Consider the following 18,081-nt stretch of genomic DNA (forward strand, 5'->3'; position numbering starts at 1 on the left):
AGAGTATGAGGATCGATTTTTTCATCTACTTCACCTTGATCAAAATTTTTAGATATATACGCTTTCATATCTTGAAAAAGCGGGGCGATGAATTCCATTCTTTCACCGCTTACAGGGTGTACCAGATAGAGTAAATATGCATGTAGATTCACTCTCGAGATTTTATCTCTTTTGCTCTTAAACCCGTATAAATCATCCCCCAGAATATGCCGTCCCAGGGTATTCAAATGTACCCGTATCTGATGGGTTCTGCCTGTAAACAGTTTCGCTGCTATGAGTTCCACATTGTTTTTTCCCGTAAGCAGTTTTACAAAAGCCGTTTTGGCCGTTCTTCCCTCCGGAACCACAGCCATTTTGAGCCTGTTTTTAGGATTTCGGCCTATGGGTTGATCGACTACGGTATTCTCTTTGAGAGGATGATCGATCAGTGCCAGATAGTAGCGGCCCATACTCTTGTCCTGCAGCTGCGAACTCAAGGCTTCATGGACCTTGTTGTCTTTGGCCACGACCAGCGCACCCGTGGTCTCTTTGTCTATACGGTGCACGATACCGTAACGCTCTTCTCCGCTGATCGTTGAAAGGGAGATACCTTTATGGACCAGCCAATCTACCAGTGTAGGCTCTTTGACAGAGGGAGCAGGATGTACAACCAGTCCGGCAGGTTTGTTGACCACCAAAAGATATGCATCCTCATAGAGTATCTCTACATCGAAATCAATAGGAACTGCTTCCCGTTTTTCAGCCTCTTTGAACCTGTAGGAGACCTCATCTCCCACCACCAGCTTTCTGCTGGTCCTGGTAATGCACTCTCCATTCACTTCCACCAGGCCGTCACGTATCAGTTTCTCAACCTGGTTCCGGCTGACTTCAAGCTTGGAGGCAAGGACCTTATCCACCCTGCCTGCTTCGCTCACCACAAAATACTCTTTTTGGCTCATCCTTCTTTACATGCCTCTCATCACATGTCGTCTATATCATCTCTGTTCCAGCGCTTAGGATCAAGAAATGTATCATCATGGATGTGTTTGAAAGAGGCTTTGAGCATCTTAAAGATATCCTTATTCTCTTTTTCGAGTTCGCCCAGCCACGCTTTGGTCGAAGCTCTGGCATACGGCATCTTCACATCTTTCAACATTGCAGGACAGGCTTCATCTCCTATCACTTGCAGGTTGTTGTCCTCGGCAAAGGCACGCAGTTGTGTCTCTCTGACCTGTATCAGCGGACGTATCAGATGAAATCCCCTGCTCGTCTTGTAGATCGGTGCCAATGCTCTCATCGTCCCGTTGTAGAACATATTCATAAAGAAGCTTTCCACAGTATCATCAAAATGATGTCCCAGTGCTACTTTTGTGAAACCGCCCTCCTCGGCAAAACTGTACAGTGCCCCTCTTCTCATACGCGAAAAGTACGAACAGAACGAAGAGTTTTCCCGTATCGTATCATGCGAGACCTCAAAGATATTGGTGTCGAACACCGTATGTTTGATATCATACTCTTTGCAGTGGGCTTCCAAAAAAGCATACTGTTCATCAGGCATACCGTACTTCACCGTGCACGCCTCAAATTCAAACTGAAAAGGTGCATGCCGCTGTATGTGTTTCATCAGGTGCACAAGCGCCAGCGAGTCTTTCCCGCCGCTCAGACCGACCAGTACCTTGTCGCCCTCGCCTATAAGCTTGAACTCTGCATTGGTCTTTCCCACCAGCTTCAGCAGTTTTTTGCTGATAGGGATGCTTTTGGAAGCCGTACGTCTTTGATTATCGTTCAATGGCGTCCACCATGCTCAAGATGAAATCTGCAGAGATCTTTGCAGAACTTTCCAGAAACTCATCGAAATTAAAACTTGCATCCATATCTGCACTGTCAGAGATGGCGCGCAAGACGAAAAAAGGTACATTCAACGCATTACAGACCACGGCGACACTTGCACCTTCCATCTCCAGTGCATCTGCATTGAAGGTAGCAGCGATCCACTCTTTACGTTCCGGATCCGCTACAAATTGATCTCCCGTTGCGATGAGGCCTTCCTGGAGCGCCAGCCCTTTTTTCTGCGCTATCTCTTTGGCAATGTGCCGTAATCCTTCATCCGTAGGAATACATACATTCCCTTCAGGCACATATCCGAAAGGATGGCCGAAAGCGGTAATGTCCAGATCATGCTGGCAGAGTCCGTTTGCAACAATGAGGTCACCGATCTTGAGCTTGCTGTTGATAGCCCCTGCCACACCTGAAAAAAGAAGCAGGTCACACCCGAACTTTTCTATCAGTGTCGTAGCGGTCAAGGTAGCGAAGACTTTTCCGATCTTCGAATAGGCCACTACCACCTCTTTGCCGTGATACGTACCTTCATAGTATTTATTGTCTCCATAGACAATGGTATGTACATTATCAAGTGCATTGATAACGGGTTCTATCTCTTCGGGCATTGCACCCATGATCGCTATTCTGCCATTCGCCATTGATACCTCCTTTTGTAGGTTCATGCCTGTTCGTCATGCATTTAATTTAGCAATTTCCGTCAATGCTGTTTCAAGTGATGCCATATCGGAGACCACAAAGTGAGGCTTGGTCGTTGCCTTACGGTTCAGCCCTTTCAGTACCCCGCCATGCCCGAACTCTACATAACAGTCTACAGAATCATCGAAATCTGCTATGGACTGCTTGTAGAGTACAGGGGAGACCAGTTGTTTAGGCAGGAGGTCCAGGGCTTCCGCTTTGGTGCTATATGGCTTTGCCGTTACATTGGATATCACCGGTGCAATGAACTCATCTTTCAACATTTCACGAAGTTTTTCAGAAAGCGGACCTGTCGCTGATTCAAGCAGCGGACAGTGACTTGCCACGGACATGTTCAGAAGCATCGCTCTTTTTGCCTTGGCCTCTTTCAATAGGGGTGCCAACACTTCAAGGTCTGATTTGACTCCGGCGATCACGATCTGTCCTTCGGCATTATAGTTCACAGGCCATACTTTCATTCCCGCTTCTCTTTGTGCAGCACAGATCTCTTCCACTACGTCATCTGCAAGCCCCAGAGATACCATCATACCGACATCCTGCCCTGCACAGGCTTCAGCCATCAGTTTACCGCGAAGATTTACCAGTTCCACCGCATCGATCGCATCGAGCGCACCTACGGAAACCAATGCGGAAAACTCGCCCAAAGAATGTCCCAGTGCGAACACCGGCTTGATAGGCATTTCATTTTCAAACAGTTTATGTGCGATCGCAGACACCAGTAAAATAGCGGGTTGCGTAAACTCTGTTTTCTCCAGATCGTCATTCTCTTCAAAAAGAAGCTTTTCAAAATCGATACCTGTTCTCGCGCTGGCATCGGCCACCATCTGTTTTGCGATATCAGCATTGTTGAAAAAGTCTTGACCCATTCCGACAGCCTGGGAACCCTGCCCCGGAAATAAAAATGCACATTTGATTGACATACGTGTCCTTTGAAAGTATTAAAATAGTGTAGGTATTTTACCATCTTTAAATTATGATATGATAGTGATCATGAACACAAAGGAGATTATCATGGCTAAAAAGTATATTTGTTCCGTTTGCAAATACATCTATGACCCTGCATTAGGGGACCCTGATTCAGGTATCGAACCAGGCACTGCCTTTGAAGATATCCCTGAGGACTGGGTCTGTCCTGTCTGCGGCGCAAGCAAAAGTGATTTTGAGGAACTTAAAGAGGTATAGTCTCTTCAGGTCCCTACTTGAGATGCAGTTCCTTCTTGATCTCTTCTATGAGATTTTGTAGTTCTATATGGTATTTTCCCGGATAAATAGGGAGTATATCCAGTTTATTATAGACGAAGATCAGACTGACGATCTCGGCAAATTTCAACATACTTTGTGCACCGATCAGCTTTGACTGCTTTTCCAGGTCGATACAGAAGGCTTTGATCTTGTTCATCGCTTTTTCATTCACTATTTCCCTGAAATAGAGGTCTGAACGGTCAAAAGTATCTAAGAACTTCCTCAATTCATCAGGGTATTTCAAGCCCATGTTTTTGGCGTTTTCTTCTCCTATCTCCCTGTCCAGGACAGGTAGTTTGACAACCCTGTGCCTTTCAATGATCGTATGCAGGTCGCCTTCGCTTTCGCTCTTTTCATCCGTTTGCTTGTCATTTCTCTCTTCAAGCGCTTTTTCGAGATCCACAATGTTCTTTTCATCAGAAGATCCTGCCTTGCGTTGAGCGCCTCTATGCTTGAAAAGCGACAGGATCAGTTCATAGATACTCTCTTCTGTCACAGGTTTGATCAAATGTGTAGAAACACAGTGTATATGTGTGTCGTTCACATCAGCATGTGACTCCTGAAGTAAAACATACTTCAAAGGTATGTTTTGCTGTACCTTGGCAATGCTGTGTTCAAGTTTCTCCGTGTTAAGACTGTCTTCTACGATCAGGATATCGTACGGAGTCAGATCATTGCCGCCTTTTTTAAATGCTTCCAGTCCCACGTCCACATGATAAAGAAAATATTCGAACATATGCTTGATGCTACGGGCTACCTCTTCGCTCTCACAGATCAGTAAGACCTTTTTTCCTACCATGTCATTATCAGGCAATCTGTAATGACGTCTGAAGCCCAGTTCATTGACCATCAAAGGTATATCCAGATGCATATCCCATTCACTGCCATGCACGACCTTTCCGTCAAGTATTTCAAGGTCTTGTTTTACATGGGTTTCCAAAAACTCAAGGATCTTGTCTTTTGCGATATCTGTCTCTCTGATCCTGAAAGAGACGGGCTCTTCATACAAAAAATCTTCAGGTGCGCTCAGAGAGAGTACGATCTCTTTTTTCTCCGTATGTTCAAACACAAACGTCAATATTGTTTTCAGTAGTCGAAGCAGCACATCGGGATTGCCCCTTAGCTCTTTGGGTATCGTCAGACCCATATCATATATCAGTTCGATATTTTTTTCATCTTTTATTGATTCCAAGGATGAAAACAAGCTCATCAACAGTATATTGATATCAAAGAGTTTTTCTATCTTATTCATTCCATCCCTTCATTGAGTCCTAAAGGTGTATCATAGCAAAATATCATACAAAGTATCCCTTGGTTGAGGATTCATGCTCTTTTAATGCGTATGTAATAGATGTAAATGTGAAAAAATGTGTGGATGTGTATACCTGTCAGGTACCTATGTAAAGTGTGAGGCTATTAACCATCGATCTGCTATGTACGTGGAGTCATTGGGGAGATCCCTGCTGACTCCTGTGGGATCTTAGTGGCAACCACATCCTGTACCACAGCTTCCTTCTTTTGCAGGTCCGCCTACTTGGCCAGATGCGATTTCATCTGCAGTCGCTTCTCTGGCACTTACTACGGTCACAGAGAACATCAGGTCTTTACCTGCCATTGGGTGATTGAAGTCTACTTGGACCTCTTTGTCATCAAATGATTTTACAACCACCTGTACTTGCTGACCATTTTCACCCTGACCATAGAGTGTCATACCTTCTACAAGGTCTACACCCGCAAACTGCTCGATCGGAAGTGTCTGTACCGCTTCCGGGTTTACCTCACCATAGGCATCTGCTGCAGACACCATAATGTCTCCGCTCTCACCTTGGGACATACCAACCAGTGCATTTTCAAGACCTGGGATGATCTGACCTTTTCCGATGATGAATTCAAGTGGCGCGGCACCTTTATTGCTGTCTACAACTTGTGTTGTACCAGCTTCTTTTACTTCGTATTCTATGCCGACCACACAATTTTCATTTGTAACTGTCATAATATTTCCTAGTGTTAAATTTGTGTTATTCTAGCTAATCAAACTTTACTGAGCCTTATATAAGAGATAACTTTTATCTTATTTGTCCTGAGCCATAAATTTTGAACTTATAGGTTGTCAACCCTTCTATACCCATAGGCCCGCGTGCATGAAGTTTATTGGTACTGATACCTACTTCCGCACCAAATCCAAATGCCCCTCCGTCCGTAAAACGCGTAGAAGCGTTCACATAGACTGCCGCTGCATCTACCCCGTTCAGAAAGGTTTCGGCCGTAGTGATGTTTTCCGTAATGATCGCTTCTGAGTGCCCTGAACCAAAGCGAACGATATGGTCGATCGCACCGTTCACACCCTCTACGACTTTGATGTTCAGGATATTGGCCAGATACTCTGTATCATAGTCTTCATCTGTTGCAGGCGCCACATCAATGGTCTTTTGTGTCAAGGCACACCCTTTGAGCTCTGTGTGTGCATCGTCGAAGGCTGCTTTGAGCTGGGGAAGTACCTCTTCTGCAATGGCGGCATCCACAAGCAGGGTCTCCATCGCATTACATACCCCCGGTCTTTGTACTTTTGCATTGACAGCGATCGCTATGGCATTAGGTATATTCGCATCTTTGTCTATATAGGTATGGCACTGGCCTTTGTCATGTTTGACCACAGGTACCGAAGCATTTTCACTCACATAACGGATCAGCCCCTCTCCGCCGCGTGGAACGATCAGGTCCACATATTTGTCCATCTTGATAAGCTTCGCTACACCCTCGCGTGAAGCATCAGGGATGAGAGAGATCAGCGCCTCCGGAAGGTCATTGGCTTTCAGTACCCCCTGTAAGACTTTCGCGATCGCTTCATTAGAATGCTGCGCTTCCTTACCGCCTTTGAGCACACATACGTTGGAAGATTTGAAACTCAGTGCTGCGGTATCTGATGTGACATTCGGACGAGACTCATAGATGATCCCTATCACACCTATAGGCACAGTGACCTTCTCTATTTTCAGTCCCTCTTCGGTGATCCAGCCGTCCAGCACACGCCCAACAGGTTCTTTAAGCGCGGCTATCTCTTCGATCGCAACGGCCATCGCATCCACACGGTCCGCATCCAGAAAAAGTCTGTCTTTGAGTGACGCTGCAAGGTTATTGGTTTCAGCATCCGCCATGTCCAAGGCATTGGCCTTGAGTATTTCCTCCGTATTGGCACGCAAGGCGGCTGCCATCTCTCTTAATATCCTGTTCTTGTCTGCTCCGCTCACCGTAGACAAAATTCTACTGGATGCTTTCGCTTCTTTTAAAAATGCTTCCATAATAATTCCTATTTGTGTAATTGTGACTATTGTAACAAATAAATACTAATAATGTTATAATCCTCCCCATCAGTGAAAAGATCCTTCTATGCTATTAGCGTTTGTGCTTTCTTCATAGTATACGAAACGAGATCAATAAAGGGGTAAACATGAAAACAATTACATTTGTAGGTAACGGCAATATGGGACTGAGCATTGCGAAAGGGCTCAAGGGAAAATACAATATTGAAGTGGTCGGAAGAAATATGAGCAAACTCGAAGCATTTGAAAAAGCACTTGGACTCAACATAGACAAATACCTGCTTGAGGATTTTGACATCACAGACAAGACCATACTCCTCTGTGTGAAGCCTGCCAATGTGGAAGAGGTAGGTGCCAAACTGAAAGGAGAGGCAAAAGTGCTCTACTCTGTGCTTGCCGGTACTTCGCTGGAAAAACTCAAACAGAACTTCAATACCCAGGCCGTCGTAAGGACCATGCCGAACCTTGCCGCAAGCGTTGGGAGGTCCTTGACCTCTCTGACAGGTGAAGTGACCTATAAAGAAGAAGCACAGACTCTCCTGGGCGCTATAGGCGATACACTTTGGCTTGACAGCGAAAAAGAGATAGACATCGCCACCGCCTTGGCCGGTTCGGGTCCTGCGTACCTGGCACTGGCTGCGGAAGCACTGGCAGATGGTGCCGTGAAACAAGGCCTGAAAAGAGAACATGCCATGGCTGCCATGAGAGGATTGTTCGGCGGTTTTGGGGAATTGATCCAAGAGATACATCCGGCCCTGCTTAAAGACGGGGTCATGAGCCCGGGCGGAACCACCGCTGCCGGATACGGTGCATTGGAAGACGGAAACGTCAGAGCTGCATTTATAGATGCGATAGAAAAAGCGTATACAAGAGCAAAAGAGCTATAGCAGCGCTGCCGGCTCTTTACTGTTTACCATAGATCCTGGCCAGGTCCTCTCGCGCAAAAGGCATATAGGAGTGTCTCGTAACGACCACTTTTGTCCGATAGTCCGACCAATGATAGATGACCGGGACATCTTTGGGATCGATATGTATACACCCGTGAGACATCCAGTCCACACTTCCTTTATGTAAAGCATGACCGGCCTTGGTGAACATCATCATATAATCCATATTATTGACTCCGCTCTCATCAGGATACGCCCTCGACATATGATAACGCTTTTTGAGGAAGATCGTAAAAATACCGGACGGACTTCTATACTCCGGAGCCCCGGAGGTCACTGGACCGCTCCACCATACAGTACCGTCACGGTCCACCGCATAAAAACGTCCATCACTTCCGGGTTCGCGTACAGAGACCACGATAAAGTTCTGTCCGCTGAGATCGACGATCTCTTCTTTATCCTTCTTGAACAATGTAAAGACCGTTTTGGATAGAGGCATCGTCTCTGTACCTTTAGGTGCCAAGGGCCCGGTATTCTCCTCTGCCTCTGCCGTGTAAAAAAGCGATGCGACTATCAAAAGTGTTCTGAACATGTATAGTGTTACCCTAAAGTTTTTTCAACCTATCCTGAGCGATCTTCGCCGTTTTTTTGCCTGCATAGTTCTCTATGATATTCTCATAGAATATTCTTGCCTGGCCTTTGTCTCCGGTGTTTTCCAGTGATATCGCTGTGTGAAGCAGCAGTGTATCTATATAGGAAGCCTTGTCATAAAGTCCGGCACTCTTCTTGAAATAGAAGATCGCATCTTCATACTTTTTTGTATAATAGGCGATCTCACCCAAATAATAGTTTGAAGCCGCAGGTTTGTAGCCTTTTCTGTCTGTGATCGTAAATCTTTTTTCCGCTTCATCATAACGCTGCTTTACAAAGAATCTCACACCTTCGCTATAGAGCGTATCATTGCTTTTACCCTCAACGCTGCTTTGGTCTTCAGCCACTTTTGTGACGGGGGTCGTTTCTGGTTTTTTCCCTGTACTCTTTTGCCCCAATGCCTCTTGCAGTTCTGCTTTGCTTACATAGTTGGCATTGATCTCATCTATCATCGCCGCCAACTTCTTCAGCAGGTCACTCTCAGGAACCTCTGCATCACCAAAAGATGCAGGTTGGGCTGCTCTGGATTGCTGCAGTTCATGGATCGATGCACTCAAGCCTTCTATCACCGTCGTCAATCCATCGATCCGCTCTGCTTGCTGTACTATCTGCTGCTGCAAGGAAGCGGTCGTTCTGTTACTGCTCATGGGCATTTGTGGGGTGTCGGTACTCTCATCACTTCCAAACCCATATACGGAAGGTTCGGCGTGCAGCTGGATGGTACCAACGAGCAGTATCCATATTCCCTGTCTGCCTACCTTACTCACTATATTTTTCATCTCTACCCTACTTGACTAAACGGATGTCAACTCTTCTGTTTCTTTGATAACAATCTTCAGATGCTTCGGTACATACTGCATTACTCTCACCAAAACTTACCAACATCGTTTTATCTGGATCTATACCTTGTGCAGAAAGACTATCTTGTACCGCTTTGGCACGTTTCAGTCCTAAAGCATAATTATATTCATCCGTACCGAACTCGTCACAGTTCCCTTCTATTTTTATTTTTGAAGAGGCTGACATGGCCACGCCTGTATTGTGATTCATGTTCTCTTGCATATTTGATGCGATCCCGTAATCTGCAAAAGCAAAATAAATACTTTTAAATCCGTCGCTGCTGCTATTGTAAGCTCCAGTACCATCTCCAAAACCGTTCTCATCGATACTGACCGTATCACCTTCGATATGGTTTGCATCCGAAACATTGTGTTTTCCGATCGAATCCGGTGCAGGCTGTGCACAGCCGCTCAAAAACAGTGAAAGTGCTGCTGTTGCGATAAGTAGTGTATGTGTCATTTTATATCCTTTTTTTTTAATTCAAATGTGATCCGGGTCGTCATGGAATGATCTCCCGGGAAAAACCTGTTACCAGTCAATGGATTGTACTTTTCTGTCGTTGAACGGGAAAAGTAGACTTTGATAACTCGTAAGGTTGGTATATCCTATAGAGGAACGGTGACCGCTCTGTTTTAAAAAGAGTATCACTGATCCATCTGAGGAAAAGCGTGGGAATTGGTTGGTACCCGTTGTTGTGATCGGTCTCGTATCTGAACTTCCGGAAGAGGTCAGATAAAGATTAAAGGTATTATCTCCAAATGCTTTGTTGCTCTCTCTGCTGGTATAGACTATTTTATCGCCATGGGCATCACAGGCATTGTTATTACGCCCGTGATATACCACCTGAGAAGTTGCTGCACTGTTGATAGACTTTTTAAATACATTGGCATACCCTAACCTGTTAGAGACAAAAATGATACGACTCTCATCATCTACATATCTGCCGTTCACATCTATCCCTTTGAACCTGGTCACTCTTTTTTTCGTTTGTGATGCCAGGTCAAGTTCATAGATATCTGCATGACCTTCAGGGGCCATGGTAAGTAAAAGTTTTGAACCGTCCTTGCTGACATCTGAACATACCATCATTCCTTCAGAACTGGCTATCTTTGTTTTGCTTCCGTTATAGATGTTAAGCTTGTAAAGCGTCGGAAGTGTATCTTTATAGGAAGTATAATAGAGACTTCTCTGTGCCGGGTCTGCCCATTTTGGGAAAAGGTTCAAACCTCCACGGATGATCGTTTTTTTATAGGTGAAGGTATAGTCAGCCAAACGTATCTCACTGCGTCCTGGCTCTGTATACACCGCATAGGCGACATACCTGTTGATCCAGGAGATACTTGGGTATTTTAAGACATCGTTTATGTCGCTGACCGCCTTATGTATCAAAAATGGCATCTTGTCTTTTTTGGGTATGGCATAACTTTTTTTAAATATCTGTGCACCGTCAGAAGCCTTTAATAGACGTACTAAAAGTTTGCTACCGACCCCTTGGTTCATGGTATATTTCAGCACATACTCCTGGCTTTTAAGTGCCGGCACTATATAGTTGGAAGAGAGATCCCCCTGATGGTGTGTGCTGTCCGGTAAAAAGTGGCCTGAGATCTTAAGGTCCGAAAGGAAAATGTCAAATACTTTACCGTTCTGTTCCGATGAGCCATCCACCATGGCTATGCGCGTACGCTGTTCCACATCTTTTTCTATCTTCAGTGTGGCATCTACACCAAAAAGATTTAATGCAAACAAGGTCATTGATACTACTGCTAATATTAATCGTCTCAAAAGTCTACCTCGCTTTTTTTGTTGGTTAAGTATGTATTGTATCAAGGTATTCATTAATAAATATTAAAATTCAAAAGGCTTTTGTGATGATTCAATTTATGCTAAAATGAAACAAAGGAGTCTACAATGAATGATATCGTTACAGCGTTGGCCAGAGCGGCTATTTTGGCTGCGTTGGATCAACCTGAGGATTTTGATCTGGAACATGCTTTGCAAACCTATCCTGCGCTCAAAGAAAATGGTGCTGCCTTTGTCACCATTAACAAAAAACCGGGTGAACAGCTACGGGGATGCATAGGTTCACTGCATGCCACACGCCCGCTCTATCAGGACATTATCTCCAATGCACAGGCAGCAGCCTTGCATGATCCGAGATTTCGACCGCTCGCATTGGAAGAACTTTCGCAGATCACGCTGGAAGTCTCTATCCTCTCTGAGCCTGAACCGGTAGCGTATGATGATGTGGAAGACCTTAAACGTAAAATTGTCCCTTTTCAGGACGGGATTGTGCTGAAGCATCACGGCAGACAGGCTACCTACCTGCCCCAGGTCTGGGAGCAGCTGCCTCATTTTGATGATTTTTTCTCCAGCCTCTGCCTAAAAGCCGATCTAGACAGAGCGTGTCTTTCAGAGCATCCGGAGATCTCGAGGTATACCGTAAAGAAATATAAAGAAAACGGCTGAGACCATCCGTATAGATTTGAATGTTTGACACCTTGAATGGGGCAGAGCTTTGAGGGGCTCTGCTTTGGTCCATAGAGTATGTCTACTCTTTCGCGACAAACTCTACATTCAGCTGATAAGCCCTGTTCGCTTTATGCGGACCAAAACCTATTTTTTGCAGCTGCGTCAGATAGGCCTCCAAATCTTCGTTGAATGCTTCGTTCCCTGATGCAGTGATCACTCTAAATTCAAAAGATCCGCTAGGTTCTACCTTGATCCAGACTTTTGCCTTCTCTCCCGCATAATCGCTCTGTGCCGGCCAGCCTCTGAGCTTCTCTTCTATCAAAGCAAGATAGGCGTTCTCGATGCCTTGATCGCTGCTTTTTTGTTGTTTCAACGAATCAAAGAGCAATGCCGTTGCACTTGCTTTCTCCTGGACCGTTTTTTGAGGCTCCGTCGCTGGTTTGGTTGGCTTAGGCGTCTCTTTAGGTTTTTCTACCTTCTTTGAAGAGACATTGGCAAAAAGATCCTTTGGTTTGTTGACTATTTTGGGTTTTGTTCTGTTCACATCTTCTGTTTTTTTAGGCGGTGTGACTTTTTTGACCACTTTTTCTTTAATGACCTTTTTCTCAACCGGTTTTTTCTCAACCACTTTCTCTTTGACAACTTTTTTCGGCTTTGGTTCAGGCTTTGGTTTGACAACTTTTTTCGGTTCAGGTTTTGGTTTTGGTTTTGGTGCAGGCTTGGGCTTTTCAGCCTTTTTTACCTCTTTTTTAGGCTCTTTCTTTTGTGTGGGTGCGCTCATGGTAACGCGTATACGTTCTTCATTCTTTTTGACATAATGCACAGCTTTCTTCTCGTCACGGAAATTAAAATAAAAAAGCAGTAGCGTGATGACAGCAAGGTAGACACCAAAAGCCAGTACTCCTGAAATAACTGTAGATGGCTTCTTAATCATAATGTTATGAGTGAGACCTTCTCAAAACCTGCTGCTTTGACACTTTTAAGCAGATACATCACGTTTTTATAGGTCAGGGTCTCATCTGCACGTATGTAGACTTCCGTATTCTTATCAAACTTTACCGATCGGTTGACAAAGTCGTCTGCGAAGGTATCTAAGGCATAGGTGTCTTTACCCAGATAGATCTTTTGATCTTTATCCATACGTATCGTGAGCGTTTTTGGCTTTTCGACCTTGACTGTTTTAGAGCCCTGAGGCAGTGTGATCTGCTCTTGAAACGTGATCGTAGGCGCAGTCACCATAAGAATGGCCATCAACACCAGCATCACATCCACCAAAGGTGTAATGTTCAAGTCTGGACTGTCATCCCAACCAAACATGATCAGTCCTCACTGACCTGAGACAGGATCACTTCTGACTGAGAAGAGAGCAGCGAACTGAGTTCGTACGCCTTACGCTTTAATATCAGGTGAAAGGTATAGGCGAATATTGCGACACAGATACCTGCTGCTGTAGCGACAAGCGCTTCGGAAATGGCCGGTGCGACCACTGACAGGGAGGCACTGGACTGTGATCCCAGCTGCGTAAAGGTTTCAAGTATCCCTACCACCGTACCGAAAAGTCCGATAAAGGGGGAAGTAGATGCGATGATAGAGAGCCAGGTAAGCCCCTTGGTAGATGCACGGATCGCATCAGAGGATGCTGCTTCAAGTATCGCTTTGTTCGGTCTGTTCACACGAGAGAGATAAGTAAAAATGAGTGAATTGCTCGCCACTGATTTTGACTGACCTGTGTAGAGTGCTTTAAGTGATTTCATTTCCGAGGCGATACGTGCGTTCAAGACGTAAAATCTATCGAAGAATACCCAGAATGTAGCGATGAAATAGGCTGAAAGCAGCAGCAGTACAAAAATGGTAATTGCACTGCTTTCAAAGAAATAAGTAGTAAGAGAGCCCACGTTAGAAAGACTTTCCGATTTGTTCTATTTTGCTTACAGCAGAAGCAATAGCCGTGTTAGAGGCTTCTGCACTCTTCAGTAACTCTTTTGCTGCTTCCAATGCTTTTGCAAGATCACTGTCCGCGCCTGAAAGTGCTACTGCACCATCTACGATACAGGTGGTTTTTTCTTCATCGACCTTCACATAGCCGGAGTTGATCGCTACGGCCACTTCACTTCCATCAGCTTTATCGATCACAATAACACCCGTATCAAGTAGTGATACCAGAGTAGCATGTTTAGCTAGAACACCAAATTCACCCTCTGCTCCCGGTAATGTTACTTGTTTCACTTCAGCGTCAAATATCACACCGTTCGGTGTGATGATCTCTAGCTTCATAAGTTCCATAATTATCCTTTATAAGACAAGAACTAAGATTACTTAGCGTTAATCTTATCGTTTTTAGCAATAGCTTCAGCCATGTTACCTACCATGTAGAACGCAGCTTCATTCATATGGTCATATTTACCTTCGATAAGACCTTTGAATCCTTCCAGTGTATCTTCAAGTGTAACATATACACCTGGAGAACCTGTAAATACTTCAGCAACGTGGAACGGCTGAGAAAGATATTTTTCAATTTTTCTAGCTCTTTCAACCACAAGTTTGTCATCTTCAGAAAGCTCATCCATACCAAGGATCGCAATGATATCTTGAAGATCTTTATATTTTTGAAGAATCTGCTGAACACCTCTAGCGATGTTGTAGTGATCTTCACCAACGATCTGCGGATCAAGCATTCTTGAAGTTGAATCCAATGGGTCAACCGCAGGATAGATACCTTTTTCAGCAATAGATCTGTTAAGTACTGTTGTTGCATCCAAGTGAGCAAATACAGATGCCGGAGCCGGGTCAGTCAAGTCATCCGCAGGTACGTATACTGCCTGAACAGAAGTAATAGAACCTTTAGTTGTTGATGTAATTCTCTCTTGAAGTGCACCCATCTCTCTGCTAAGTGTCGGCTGATAACCAACCGCTGAAGGGATACGACCAAGAAGTGCAGACATCTCTGAACCTGATTGAGCAAATCTAAAGATGTTATCGATGAACATCAATACATCAAGACCCATCTCATCTCTAAAGTACTCAGCCATAGTAAGACCAGTAAGAGCGATACGGTTACGTGCTCCAGGAGGCTCACTCATTTGACCGTAGCACAGTGCAACTTTGTCAAGTACGTTTGACTCTTTCATTTCGAAGTAAAGGTCGTTACCTTCACGTGTTCTTTCACCAACACCTGCAAATACAGAGTAACCGCTGTGCTTCATTGCAACGTTGTTGATAAGTTCCATAATAATAACGGTTTTACCAACACCAGCACCACCGAATAGTCCAACTTTACCACCTTTGTTATACGGAGCAAGAAGGTCAACAACTTTGATACCTGTTTCAAATACTTCTGTTTTTGTACTTTGGTCTTCGAATGCCGGTGGAGCTCTGTGGATCGACCAGTATTGTTTTGCATTTACTTCACCTGCATCATCGATAGGATCACCGATAACGTTGAAGATACGTCCAAGAACTTCTTCACCAACAGGTACTTTGATAGAGTCACCAGTTGCTCTAACTTCTTGACCTCTAACACAACCTTCACTCATATCCATAGCAATTGTTCTAACTCTGTTATCACCTAGTTGTGCTGCTACTTCTAAAACCAATTTCTGCTCTTTACCATCGATCATGAACGTTGTTTCTAATGCTTCATTGATCTCCGGTAGATAGTCTGTAAAATCCACATCGATTACTGGACCTAAGACTTGTACTATTTTACCTGTCATTACTTCTCCTCTATTTATTTCATTGATTCCATACCACTGATGATCTCGATAAGTTCAGTAGTAATTGCTTCTTGTCTTGCTTTGTTATACTTCACAGTAAGGTTCTTTACCATCTGCTTTGCATTGCTTGTCGCTGCATCCATTGCCTGCATACGCGCTGAGTGTTCAGCTGCCAATGAATCAATAAGCGAATAATACATTGTATACTCAATGTAACGCTTCACCAATGCATTAAGCAGTGTATCATCCTCATCAGGTTCTACTTCAAGTTCTGAAGTAGAAACAGTGTTGAGTTCAAGTTTTGATGGATCTACCGGTAGAACCTGATCCACTTTCATTTCCTGAGTGATCATATTCACATATCCGTTATGAACCAGGATGATCTTATCTGTTTCACCATTCACATATGATTCAGCCACTTCAGAGATAAAATCTGCAGCTGTCTTAAAGTCAGGTGCAGAAGAGAGTCCGATTATCTCATCATTCAAATCAACATTGTTGAATTTAAAATAATCAATACCTTTTCTACCTACCGCTCTTAGACGTACCTTCACATTCTGTGCCTGGTACCCTGCGATCAATTTATTTACTCTTTTAATCGTTTGTGAGTTAAAACCACCACAAAGACCTTTATCTGCAGTAATAAATACAATATCTACTTTTTCAGGATTTTCACCAGCATGAAAATAGATATTATCTATACCGTTTGCATTGGTATTCTGCATCTTTTGAGCGATCTCGTTTAAAAGCTCGGTCAATTTAGCTGCATATACCTTAGATCTTTTAGCAAGTTCTTCCGTTCTTTTTAATTTAGCAGAAGAAACAAGCTTCATAGCGTTAGTGGTCTTTTGTGTGTTTTTAACACTCCCTATCTTACGCTTAATCTCTTTTAAATTAGCCATTTTAAGCCTTTCTTATCCAGCAAAAGAAGCTTTGAAATCTTCGATAGCTTTACGTAGTTCTCCATCCGTATCGTCAGAGATCTTCTTCTCATTTCTGATCGCATCTAAAATATTTGCATATTTTGCTTCCATGAACGGCATAAGGTCTGCTTCAAACTTCGTTACTGAAGATGCAGCAATATCATCAAGGTATCCATTTGCTCCAGCGAAGATAATTACAACCTGCTTCTCAATTGGAACCGGCTGATAAGGCCCTTGCTTAAGAACTTCAACCATTCTTTGTCCACGCTCAAGTAGACCTCTTGTATGGTCATCAAGATCAGATGCAAATTGTGCGAACGCTTTAAGTTCTCTAAATGAAGCAAGGTCAAGTCTCAATGTACCAGAAACCTGCTTTGTTGCTTTGATCTGTGCAGCACCACCAACTCTAGATACAGAAAGACCTACGTTGATCGCCGGTCTGATACCTGAGTTGAATAAGTCAGTTTCTAGGAAGATCTGACCATCAGTAATAGAAATAACGTTTGTCGGGATATATGCCGCAACGTCACCTGCTTGTGTTTCAATCACTGGGAATGCAGTAATTGAACCTGCACCATTCTCATCAGAAAGCTTAGCCGCTCTCTCAAGAAGTCTTGAGTGTAGGTAGAAAACATCTCCCGGATATGCTTCACGACCTGGAGGTCTTCTAAGGATCAATGACATCTCTCTATATGCAACTGCATGCTTAGAAAGGTCATCATAGAAGATAACCGCATGTCTACCGTTATCTCTGAAGTATTCAGCCATTGTAACACCTGCATATGGAGCAAGGAATTGAAGCGCTGAAGATTCAGCTGCACTTGCAGAAACAATGATAGTGTAATCCATAGCACCATGCTCTTCAAGTTTTTTCACTGTTGCAGCAACTGTAGATTGTTTCTGACCGATCGCTACATAGATACATACAACATCTTGACCTTTTTGGTTGATGATCGTATCGATCGCCAATGTTGTTTTACCTGTTTGTCTATCACCAATGATAAGCTCTCTTTGTCCTCTACCAACCGGTACAAGTGCATCGATTGCTTTAATACCTGTTTGAAGTGGCTCATGAACAGATTTTCTTGCCATGATCCCTGGAGCTTTCTCTTCGATAAATCTGTGCTCAGCTGCTTCAATTCCACCTTTACCGTCGATCGGCTCACCAAGTGGGTTAACTACTCTACCCATCAAACCGTCACCAACTGGTGTTTTAAGAAGTTCTCCAGCTCTTTTTACGCTCATACCTTCTTTGATACCTGCACTTGAACCAAGAACAACAACACCAACGTTAGCCTCTTCAAGGTTCAATACCAATCCTCTAGCACCATTATCAAACTCTACAACTTCACCAGCCATAACATTGTTAAGACCATATACTGTTGAAATACCGTCTGCGATACCTACTACTTTTCCTATTTCATTGATGTCAACATCAATTTCAAAATTCTCAATTCTTTCTTTGATGATCGAACTTATCTCATCTGCTTGCAATTTAACTGCCACTGATACTCCTTTC

The 18,081-nt window shown here is 43.9% G+C and carries 21 protein-coding genes; 3 read left to right on the forward strand and 18 right to left on the reverse strand.

The window, feature by feature from the left end; genetic code table 11:
* The 4 genes from VIM88_RS03890 to fabD form a co-directional block, all read right to left on the reverse strand.
* Positions 1-938: RluA family pseudouridine synthase (locus VIM88_RS03890; RefSeq protein ID WP_331861572.1), on the reverse strand; the 938-nt coding region annotated here is incomplete at its 3' end.
* Positions 939-958: 20 nt separating this feature from the next.
* Positions 959-1,768, reverse strand: coding sequence for a tRNA lysidine(34) synthetase (locus VIM88_RS03895; RefSeq protein WP_331861573.1), 810 nt, complete (start codon positions 1,766-1,768; stop codon positions 959-961).
* The gene (locus VIM88_RS03900; RefSeq protein ID WP_331861574.1) at positions 1,758-2,459 is read right to left on the reverse strand and encodes a 5'-methylthioadenosine/adenosylhomocysteine nucleosidase; all 702 of its coding nucleotides are present in this window, start codon (positions 2,457-2,459) and stop codon (positions 1,758-1,760) included. Before VIM88_RS03900 ends, VIM88_RS03895 begins: the two co-directional genes overlap by 11 nt.
* Positions 2,460-2,492: 33 nt before the next feature.
* Positions 2,493-3,437 (reverse strand): ACP S-malonyltransferase, encoded by a 945-nt coding sequence (gene fabD / locus VIM88_RS03905; protein WP_331861575.1) that lies wholly within the window; start codon positions 3,435-3,437, stop codon positions 2,493-2,495.
* A 91-nt stretch (positions 3,438-3,528) separates the two neighbouring features.
* On the opposite strand from fabD, the gene rd reads away from it, so the two are divergent.
* Positions 3,529-3,699: a rubredoxin gene (gene rd / locus VIM88_RS03910; RefSeq protein WP_331861576.1), complete on the forward strand. Its 171-nt coding sequence runs from the start codon at positions 3,529-3,531 to the stop codon at positions 3,697-3,699.
* A gap of 13 nt (positions 3,700-3,712) precedes the next feature.
* Here rd and VIM88_RS03915 read toward each other — a convergent pair whose 3' ends face one another.
* The 3 genes from VIM88_RS03915 to VIM88_RS03925 all read right to left on the reverse strand — a co-directional run bounded on the left by VIM88_RS03915 (position 3,713) and on the right by VIM88_RS03925 (position 7,058).
* On the reverse strand, positions 3,713-5,011 hold the full coding sequence (locus tag VIM88_RS03915; RefSeq protein WP_331861577.1) for a hypothetical protein: 1,299 nt from the start codon (positions 5,009-5,011) through the stop codon (positions 3,713-3,715).
* A 228-nt stretch (positions 5,012-5,239) separates the two neighbouring features.
* Positions 5,240-5,752, reverse strand: a complete 513-nt coding sequence (locus VIM88_RS03920) for a peptidylprolyl isomerase (RefSeq protein WP_331861578.1) — start codon at positions 5,750-5,752, stop codon at positions 5,240-5,242.
* A gap of 73 nt (positions 5,753-5,825) precedes the next feature.
* Positions 5,826-7,058, reverse strand: a complete 1,233-nt coding sequence (locus tag VIM88_RS03925; protein ID WP_331861579.1) for a glutamate-5-semialdehyde dehydrogenase — start codon at positions 7,056-7,058, stop codon at positions 5,826-5,828.
* 149 nt (positions 7,059-7,207) lie between these two features.
* Between VIM88_RS03925 and VIM88_RS03930 the strand changes: the two genes are divergently transcribed.
* Positions 7,208-7,966 (forward strand): pyrroline-5-carboxylate reductase, encoded by a 759-nt coding sequence (locus VIM88_RS03930; protein WP_331861580.1) that lies wholly within the window; start codon positions 7,208-7,210, stop codon positions 7,964-7,966.
* A gap of 16 nt (positions 7,967-7,982) precedes the next feature.
* Here the strand turns inward: VIM88_RS03930 and VIM88_RS03935 are convergent, their stop codons facing one another.
* The 4 genes from VIM88_RS03935 to tolB form a co-directional block, all read right to left on the reverse strand.
* Positions 7,983-8,558 (reverse strand): L,D-transpeptidase, encoded by a 576-nt coding sequence (locus tag VIM88_RS03935; RefSeq protein ID WP_331861581.1) that lies wholly within the window; start codon positions 8,556-8,558, stop codon positions 7,983-7,985.
* Between the two features lie 13 nt (positions 8,559-8,571).
* Positions 8,572-9,396 (reverse strand): hypothetical protein, encoded by an 825-nt coding sequence (locus VIM88_RS03940; protein WP_331861582.1) that lies wholly within the window; start codon positions 9,394-9,396, stop codon positions 8,572-8,574.
* 7 nt (positions 9,397-9,403) lie between these two features.
* Positions 9,404-9,916, reverse strand: coding sequence for an OmpA family protein (locus VIM88_RS03945; protein WP_331861583.1), 513 nt, complete (start codon positions 9,914-9,916; stop codon positions 9,404-9,406).
* Between the two features lie 69 nt (positions 9,917-9,985).
* A complete protein-coding gene (gene tolB, locus VIM88_RS03950; protein WP_331861584.1) occupies positions 9,986-11,209 on the reverse strand; it encodes a Tol-Pal system protein TolB in 1,224 nt (407 codons plus the stop codon).
* A 156-nt stretch (positions 11,210-11,365) separates the two neighbouring features.
* Between tolB and amrA the strand changes: the two genes are divergently transcribed.
* Positions 11,366-11,923 carry an AmmeMemoRadiSam system protein A gene (amrA, locus tag VIM88_RS03955; protein WP_331861585.1) on the forward strand — a complete coding sequence of 186 codons (558 nt, stop codon included), beginning with the start codon at positions 11,366-11,368 and terminating at the stop codon, positions 11,921-11,923.
* Between the two features lie 82 nt (positions 11,924-12,005).
* Here amrA and VIM88_RS03960 read toward each other — a convergent pair whose 3' ends face one another.
* Genes VIM88_RS03960 through atpA form a run of 7 tightly spaced genes read right to left on the reverse strand, consistent with a single transcriptional unit; the run spans position 12,006 to position 18,068 of the window.
* The gene (locus VIM88_RS03960; protein WP_331861586.1) at positions 12,006-12,860 is read right to left on the reverse strand and encodes a TonB C-terminal domain-containing protein; all 855 of its coding nucleotides are present in this window, start codon (positions 12,858-12,860) and stop codon (positions 12,006-12,008) included.
* Positions 12,857-13,243: a biopolymer transporter ExbD gene (locus VIM88_RS03965; protein WP_331861587.1), complete on the reverse strand. Its 387-nt coding sequence runs from the start codon at positions 13,241-13,243 to the stop codon at positions 12,857-12,859. The genes VIM88_RS03960 and VIM88_RS03965 overlap by 4 nt, the downstream gene beginning before the upstream one ends.
* 2 nt (positions 13,244-13,245) lie before the next feature.
* On the reverse strand, positions 13,246-13,821 hold the full coding sequence (locus VIM88_RS03970; RefSeq protein ID WP_331861588.1) for a MotA/TolQ/ExbB proton channel family protein: 576 nt from the start codon (positions 13,819-13,821) through the stop codon (positions 13,246-13,248).
* A 1-nt stretch (position 13,822) separates the two neighbouring features.
* Entirely contained in the window at positions 13,823-14,209 is a 387-nt protein-coding gene (gene atpC, locus VIM88_RS03975; protein WP_331861589.1) for an ATP synthase F1 subunit epsilon, read from the reverse strand.
* Positions 14,210-14,238: 29 nt separating this feature from the next.
* A complete protein-coding gene (atpD, locus tag VIM88_RS03980; protein WP_331861590.1) occupies positions 14,239-15,639 on the reverse strand; it encodes a F0F1 ATP synthase subunit beta in 1,401 nt (466 codons plus the stop codon).
* Positions 15,640-15,653: 14 nt separating this feature from the next.
* Positions 15,654-16,541, reverse strand: a complete 888-nt coding sequence (gene atpG / locus VIM88_RS03985; protein ID WP_331861591.1) for an ATP synthase F1 subunit gamma — start codon at positions 16,539-16,541, stop codon at positions 15,654-15,656.
* 12 nt (positions 16,542-16,553) lie between these two features.
* Positions 16,554-18,068, reverse strand: coding sequence for a F0F1 ATP synthase subunit alpha (gene atpA, locus VIM88_RS03990; protein ID WP_331861592.1), 1,515 nt, complete (start codon positions 18,066-18,068; stop codon positions 16,554-16,556).
* Positions 18,069-18,081: the final 13 nt, after the last annotated feature.

The sequence above is a fragment of the Sulfurovum sp. genome (assembly GCF_036568385.1).
Lineage (GTDB): Bacteria > Campylobacterota > Campylobacteria > Campylobacterales > Sulfurovaceae > Sulfurovum.